The sequence below is a fragment of the Aliihoeflea sp. 2WW genome, from assembly GCF_000497755.1.
Lineage (GTDB): Bacteria > Pseudomonadota > Alphaproteobacteria > Rhizobiales > Rhizobiaceae > Aliihoeflea.
Window position 1 is genome coordinate 97,630 of the sequence record NZ_AYOD01000014.1, and the last position, 6,964, is coordinate 104,593.

At 63.8% G+C, this 6,964-nt stretch carries 5 protein-coding genes; all 5 read left to right on the forward strand.

The genetic code is table 11. The features are described 5' to 3' along the window. Positions 1–6: 6 nt before the first annotated feature. The gene (locus tag ALII_RS0108940; protein WP_081718941.1) at positions 7–1,383 is read left to right on the forward strand and encodes an ammonium transporter; all 1,377 of its coding nucleotides are present in this window, start codon (positions 7–9) and stop codon (positions 1,381–1,383) included. Positions 1,384–1,884: 501 nt separating this feature from the next. Next, positions 1,885–2,508 carry a hypothetical protein gene (locus ALII_RS0108945; RefSeq protein WP_161632254.1) on the forward strand — a complete coding sequence of 208 codons (624 nt, stop codon included), beginning with the start codon at positions 1,885–1,887 and terminating at the stop codon, positions 2,506–2,508. Positions 2,509–2,688: 180 nt separating this feature from the next. Further along, the gene (locus tag ALII_RS0108950; protein ID WP_024586979.1) at positions 2,689–5,310 is read left to right on the forward strand and encodes a DNA translocase FtsK; all 2,622 of its coding nucleotides are present in this window, start codon (positions 2,689–2,691) and stop codon (positions 5,308–5,310) included. 109 nt (positions 5,311–5,419) lie between these two features. After that, the gene (locus ALII_RS0108955) at positions 5,420–6,067 is read left to right on the forward strand and encodes an outer membrane lipoprotein carrier protein LolA (RefSeq protein ID WP_024586980.1); all 648 of its coding nucleotides are present in this window, start codon (positions 5,420–5,422) and stop codon (positions 6,065–6,067) included. Positions 6,068–6,188: 121 nt separating this feature from the next. After that, positions 6,189–6,964, forward strand: a 776-nt coding sequence (locus ALII_RS0108960; protein WP_024586981.1) for an exodeoxyribonuclease III, incomplete at its 3' end; no start/stop codon positions are given.

Consider the following 6,964-nt stretch of genomic DNA (forward strand, 5'->3'; position numbering starts at 1 on the left):
AAAATCATGAATAGTCGCAATTACCTGGCCCTCGCGCGGCCAATGGTCGGAGCGCTCGCGCTCATCGGACTGACGATGCTGCCGGCCGGCGCGCAGGAAGCGGCCCCCGAGGCGGCCGAAGCCGTGGCGGGCGAGGCTGCCCAGCACACCCAGTTCATCCTCAACTCGCTTCTGATGCTCATCGGCGGCATCCTCGTCTTCTGGATGGCGGCGGGCTTCGCCATGCTTGAGGCCGGCTTCGTTCGCACCAAGAACGTGTCGATGCAGCTTCTGAAGAACATCACGATGTATTCGCTCGCCTGCTTCGCCTACTACCTGATCGGCTACCAGATCATGTATCCGGGCGATGGCTGGACGATCGCCGGCGTGATCGGCGCCTTCGGCGTCGCGGCGCTCGAGCCCGTAGCCGTCGGCGCGGACGGCGTCGACCTGACCTATGCCACGGTCAGCGCCGACTTCTTCTTCCAGGTCATGTTCTGCGCCACCGCCGCCTCGATCGTCTCGGGCACGGTCGCCGAGCGCGTGCGCCTGTGGCCGTTCCTGGCCTTCACCTTGTTCCTGACCGCGCTGATCTACCCGATCCAGGCCTCCTGGAAGTGGGGCGGCGGCTTCCTCGATGAGGCGGGCTTTCTCGACTTCGCCGGCTCGACAGTCGTACATTCGGTCGGAGGCTGGGCGGCGCTGGTCGGCGCGATCGTCATCGGTGCGCGCAAGGGCAAGTACAATGCCGACGGCTCGGTCAACGTGCTGCCGGGCTCGAACATGCCGCTGGGCGTCCTCGGCATGTTCATCCTGTGGATGGGCTGGTACGGCTTCAACGGCGCATCGCAGCTCGCCATGGGCACGATCGGCGACATCGCCGATGTCGGCCGCGTCATGGCCAACACCAATGCGGGCGCCATCGGCGGCGCGCTGGCAGCGGCCATCTTGACTCAGCTCCTCTACAAGAAGGTCGACCTGACATTCGTTATCAACGGCGCGCTCGCCGGCTTGGTCTCGATCACGGCCGAGCCGCTGACGCCGGGCCTCGGCACCGCTTCGCTGATCGGCGCGGTCGGCGGCGCGATCGTCGTCTTCTCGGTCCCGCTCCTCGACAAGTTCCGCATCGATGACGTCGTTGGTGCGATCCCGGTCCATCTCCTGGCCGGCATCTGGGGCACGATCGCGGTCGTCTTCACCAATGCCGAGGCGAGCCTCGTCACTCAGCTCTACGGCATCGTGGTCGTCGCGATCTTCGTGATCGTCACCAGCGCGGTCGTCTGGCTGGTCCTCAAGGCCGTCATCGGCCTGCGCCCGACCGAGGAAGCCGAATATCTCGGCCTGGACAAGGCCGAGGTCGGCGTGGAAGCCTATCCGGAGTTTCCCGGCGCGACGATCCGCTGATCGTCATCCATCCCGTCGCAATGTCCGGACCTCCGGCATTGCAACCTTGGGGCCCGGTTCGCCGGGCCCCTTTTTCTGGACGGCTCGGCGGGCAAATTCCGAGAGCTCAGTGCGCGCCTGCTGCGTGCAGTGCGGTTGCTGGTCTTGCAAACCAAGAGAGCACTTCTCAGAATCGTTTGAACGATGATAGCACTCGACAGCGCTTTAATTGAAAGCGATGGGGACGGGGCCTAGATGTGGCGGACAGCAACGTGAGCGCTTGGTTGGGCCGCTGGCTCTTACGAACGTATATCCCCGCCCTTGTGGCGCAAGCTGGACTTCCACTCACGCTACTCTCGCTTTACGGTATGGGTTCGGTGGTCGAAGATTATCTGAGAGACAATCGTACAGCCGTGTCGGTCGTTCTCTTCGTTCACTTTTGCTGCTATCTTATAAGTGAGATTGCAAGCGCTGATCGGCGGCGAATGGACGAATTTCGGAGACAACATCTAGGCGATGCCGATGAATGAGTTGCTAAATGAGCCGGCGGTTTGGGTCCTTGTGGGCTTGCTGACGTGTGCATTCTTGACGTTGTTGACCGCGATTCGGCTCCGTCCTGTCAGGCGCAGAATGCTTGTGCTGATGCATGAGATTCAAGCGGAGGGGAGGTTGACCCCCGCCGACAAAGCGTGGATGCGAACGGAAATAGATCGTTCGCGCGGATATCATCTCCTGCTTGTTTCGCCATTTGCTCCATTTGCCATTTTTGCCGCCATCGCCGCAGGAATCGCCGAGGGCTGGAGACCGAGCATAGGGTATGAAAATCGTATTGATGAAATTAAGCGCGATACAGATTTGCTTCATCGAAAGGGTGTGGAGATTTCCGAAGGCATTGACCCGATGAAGGGGCGTTATTGGAACGATATCCGTCGTCAGGAAATTTATGAATTATCGGCGACGCTTGAAACTTGGAGCAATCCAATTGCCATGCTTTGGATATTGATTTGGCTGGGCCTTGCTGCACCATTTCTCCTTATCGGTTATCTTGTCTCGGGTACTTTGAGACCCTTTCTGGTAAACGTCTGGGAGCCCTTTCGAGATCCTGTTCTGAAGCTTTTTGATTTGGCGCGATGGAAAGCGGCATAGGGACGTAAGCAGCTTCTATCCCAGTAGTGTGCGGCAGATCCCGAATACACTTTCCTTGATGCGGCGTCGTACTTCCCGGATGCCCTCTGCCCATGGTTAATGCAGCCTTAACCCCCTGTCGTTAGCGTCGGTGCGAATCTGGCGCCGATCACGCGGCGCGACGGGCATACGGGGTCAGCCATGCGTTCGCAGTCACACGCACTCACCTTGAACGAGGGCGATAGCGGTTTCACCGGCTTCCTGCGCAGGCAGATGCGCAAGCTGACGGGCACCGCGATTCTCGTTGGCGTCGCCGCGATCGTCGCAAGTCTCGCCACCTGGAACGTCGCCGATCCGAGCTTCAGCCACGCGACCGACAATCCCGTCACCAACGCCGCCGGCTATCCGGGCGCCGTCGTTTCCGATCTCCTGATGCAGTTCTTCGGGCTCGGCTCGGTCGTCGCGCTGGTGCCGGCGATCGTCTGGGCGATCGGGCTGGTGCTCGGGCGCGGCATCCTGCAGCCTGGCAAGCGCGCTTTCGCGTGGTTCGGCGCGGCCGCGCTCGGCGCGGGCATCATCGGCTGCATGGAAGCGCCGCCCACCTGGCCGCTGCCGTCCGGCCTCGGCGGCGTCTTCGGCGACATCGTGCTGGCGCTGCCGGGCAAGTTCATCGGCGCCTATCCGAGCGGCCTTGCCGGCTTCGTCACGGCTGCGCTGCTCTTCATTCCTGCCGGCGCGCTGCTCTACGTCGCCTGCAATGCGCTGACGTCCAAGCCGGTCGAACGCAAGAAGCTCGCCCGCAAGCCGGTCGAGGAAGAGGTCGACGCGGACGAGGACGACGACGAGGATTATGACGACGAGGGCACCGAAGGCCGGTTCCTGGCCCTCGGCGCGGTCGCTCACATGTGGCTTTCGGCGCAGGCTTTCTTCCGCCGTCACGGCGGTGGGGCCCTGGCCGCCCGCACCCGCCATCGCGACGACACGCTCGACGCGTTGGACGAGATCGAAAAACGCCCCGTTCGCCCGGTGGGCCGTGTCGAGCCCGGCTTCGAGCTCGCGCCGCGCGCGGCAGCCCCCTCGATCGAGCCGCCCTTCGATATCGACGATATCGGCCTCGACGAGGACGATCTCGACCCCAATACGCCCGTACCGACACCGCAGGAGATCGCCGCGCGGCGCGCGCAGGCGGCTCCGCGTGCGGCAGCGGCGGCACCGTCCTCCGCCCGCGTCGAGCAGGCCGCGCCGCGCCCGGCGCCGAGCGCTTCGAACGCGCGTTCGCCCGTTTCCGACGGTTTCGAGATGCCGGACCTCGAATTCCTCTCCGAGCCGAAGGCGATGGCGCGCGACGCCTCGCTTTCCAAGGATGCGCTGGAGCAGAACGCCCGCATCCTCGAAGGCGTGCTGGAGGATTTCGGCGTCAAGGGCGAGATCATCCAGGTTCGCCCCGGCCCGGTCGTCACGCTTTATGAACTGGAGCCGGCGCCCGGGATCAAGTCCTCACGCGTCATCGGCCTTGCCGACGACATCGCCCGCTCGATGAGCGCGATCGCCGCGCGTGTCGCCGTCGTGCCGGGCCGCAACGCCATCGGCATCGAACTGCCCAACGCCAAGCGCGAGACGGTGTACCTGCGCGAAATCCTCGCCAGCCAGGATTTCGACCAGACCAAGGCGAAGCTGGCGCTGGCGCTCGGCAAGTCGATCAATGGCGAGGCGGTGATCGTCGACATCGCCAAGATGCCGCACGTTCTCGTCGCCGGCACCACCGGCTCGGGCAAGTCGGTCGCCATCAACACGATGATCCTGTCGCTGCTCTACCGCATGACGCCGGACGAGTGCCGCCTGATCATGATCGACCCGAAGATGCTGGAACTGTCCGTCTATGACGGCATCCCGCATTTGCTGACCCCCGTCGTCACCGACCCCAAGAAGGCCGTCGTCGCGCTCAAATGGACCGTGCGCGAGATGGAGGACCGCTATCGCAAGATGTCGAAGGTCGGCGTGCGCAACATCGACGGCTACAACCAGCGCGTCGCGACCGCCGAGAAGAAGGGCGAACAGATCAGCCGCACGGTGCAGACCGGCTTCGACCGCGAGACGGGAGAGGCGATCTACGAGACCGAGACGCTCGAAATGGAGCGCATGCCCTATATCGTCGTCATCATCGACGAGATGGCCGACCTGATGATGGTCGCCGGCAAGGACATCGAAGGCGCGGTGCAGCGCCTCGCGCAGATGGCGCGCGCGGCCGGCATCCACGTCATCATGGCGACGCAGCGCCCGTCGGTCGACGTCATCACCGGCACGATCAAGGCCAACTTCCCCACCCGCATGTCCTTCCAGGTGACCTCGAAGATCGACAGCCGCACCATTCTGGGCGAGCAGGGCGCCGAGCAGCTTCTGGGCATGGGCGACATGCTCTACATGGCCGGCGGCGGGCGCATCCAGCGCGTCCATGGGCCGTTCGTGGCCGATGACGAGGTCGAGAAGGTCGTCGCGCATCTGAAGCTTCAGGGCGTGCCGGAATATCTCGATTCGATCACCGAGGACGACGAGGAGGACGAGGGCGGCGGCGCGTCGGGCAAATCCGGCGGCGGCAACGGCAACAGCAATCTCGACGATTCCGACGATCCCTACGACCAGGCGGTCTCGGTCGTGCTGCGCGACGGCAAGGCGTCGACCTCCTACATCCAGCGCCGTCTCGGCATCGGCTACAACCGCGCCGCCTCGATCATCGAGAAGATGGAGCAGGAAGGCATCGTCGGCCCGGCCAACCATGCCGGCAAGCGCGAGATTCTCGTGCCGACCGAGGAAGAGACGTACTAGCAGGGGAGGGGCGCGACAAATTTGCCGCGCTTCCGGCCAAACTAAAGCCCCACTGGCGCGTTATCCGCCTCAGTTGAGGGCAACACAGATGATTTCGCGAGTTTCAAGAATGGCAAAATCCAGTTCGAAGACCCGCCGCGGCGTTCTTGCGCTTGGCATGGGCGCGGCGCTTCTCGCCGCCTCCGGCATCCTGCCGGCAGGCAAGGCCATGGCGCAGCCGGCCGAGGCGCAGCAGATCGCCGACCATTTCTCGTCCGTGAAGACCATGATGGGCGATTTCGTGCAGTTCGGCCCGAGCGGCGAGCAGACCGGCGGCAAGTTCTTCATCGAGCGGCCCGGCAAGGTGCGCTTCAACTACGAGAACCCGTCGACTTTCAAGGTCACGGCGGACGGCACGTCGGTCGTGCTCGAAAATGCGCGGATGAACACGGCGGACCTCTATTCGCTGTCCTCGACGCCGCTGAAGCTGCTCCTCGACGAGCGCATCGACCTGTCCGGCAACAAGGTGCAGGACGTGCGCCAGGAAGCCGACGCCACCACGATCACGCTCGCCGACCGTTCGGTCTTCGGCAATTCGACCATCACCATGATGTTCGACCCGCAGAACTACGAACTGAAGCAGTGGACGATCCGCGACGCGCAGGGCAAGGACACGACGGTGATGATCTACAACGTCCAGTCGGGCGTCACCTTCGACCGTTCGGTCTTCGCGATCAATTACGACCGCATCAACGAGATGGTCTCGCCCAACCGCTGATCATCGGCGCTGACCTGTGGACGAGCCGCCGAAACGGCCGGTTCTCGTGGCTGATGCTTGAGTTCGAAGGATGCGGCTGGCAGGGTCCGGCCGCATTTCTCATTTCGGGCGCAGCTTCTCCATGCCGTTTTCCATCGCCACCTGGAACATCAATTCCGTTCGCCTGCGCATGCCGCTGGTCGAGCAGTTCGTGACGCAGTATCGGCCGGACGTGCTGTGCCTGCAGGAGACGAAGTGCCCGGACGATCTGTTCCCGCTGAAGGCGCTGCGCGCGCTGGGCTACGAGCACATCGAGATCAGCGGCCAGAAGGGCTATCACGGCGTCGCCACCATCTCGCTGCGCCCCCTCGAAATCGTCGAGAAGCGCGATTTCTGCACCATGGGCGACTGCCGGCACCTCGCCGCCAATGTCGAGGCGGGCGGCCACAAGATCCTCGTCCATAATTTCTACGTGCCCGCCGGCGGCGACGAACCGGACCCGGCGATCAACCCGAAATTCCGCCACAAGCTCGACTTCGTGTCCGAGATGCACGGCGTGCCGGCGACGAACGGCGAAACGGCGGCGTCGATCCTGGTCGGCGATCTGAACATCGCGCCGCTGGAGGCCGATGTCTGGTCGCACCGCCAGCTCCTGAATGTCGTCAGCCACACGCCGATCGAGACGGAAAGCTTCGAGGCGATGCGCCGGGCGGGCAACTGGGTCGATCTGATGCGCCAGGCGATCCCGGAGCCGGAGAAGATCTACACCTGGTGGAGCTACCGCGCCAAGGACTGGGAAGCCTCCAACCGCGGCCGCCGGCTTGACCATGTGTGGTCGTCCGCGAACATCGCGCCGAAGCTGTCGTCGATCGAGGTGCTGAAGGAAGCGCGCGGGTGGGAGCGGCCGTCGGACCATGT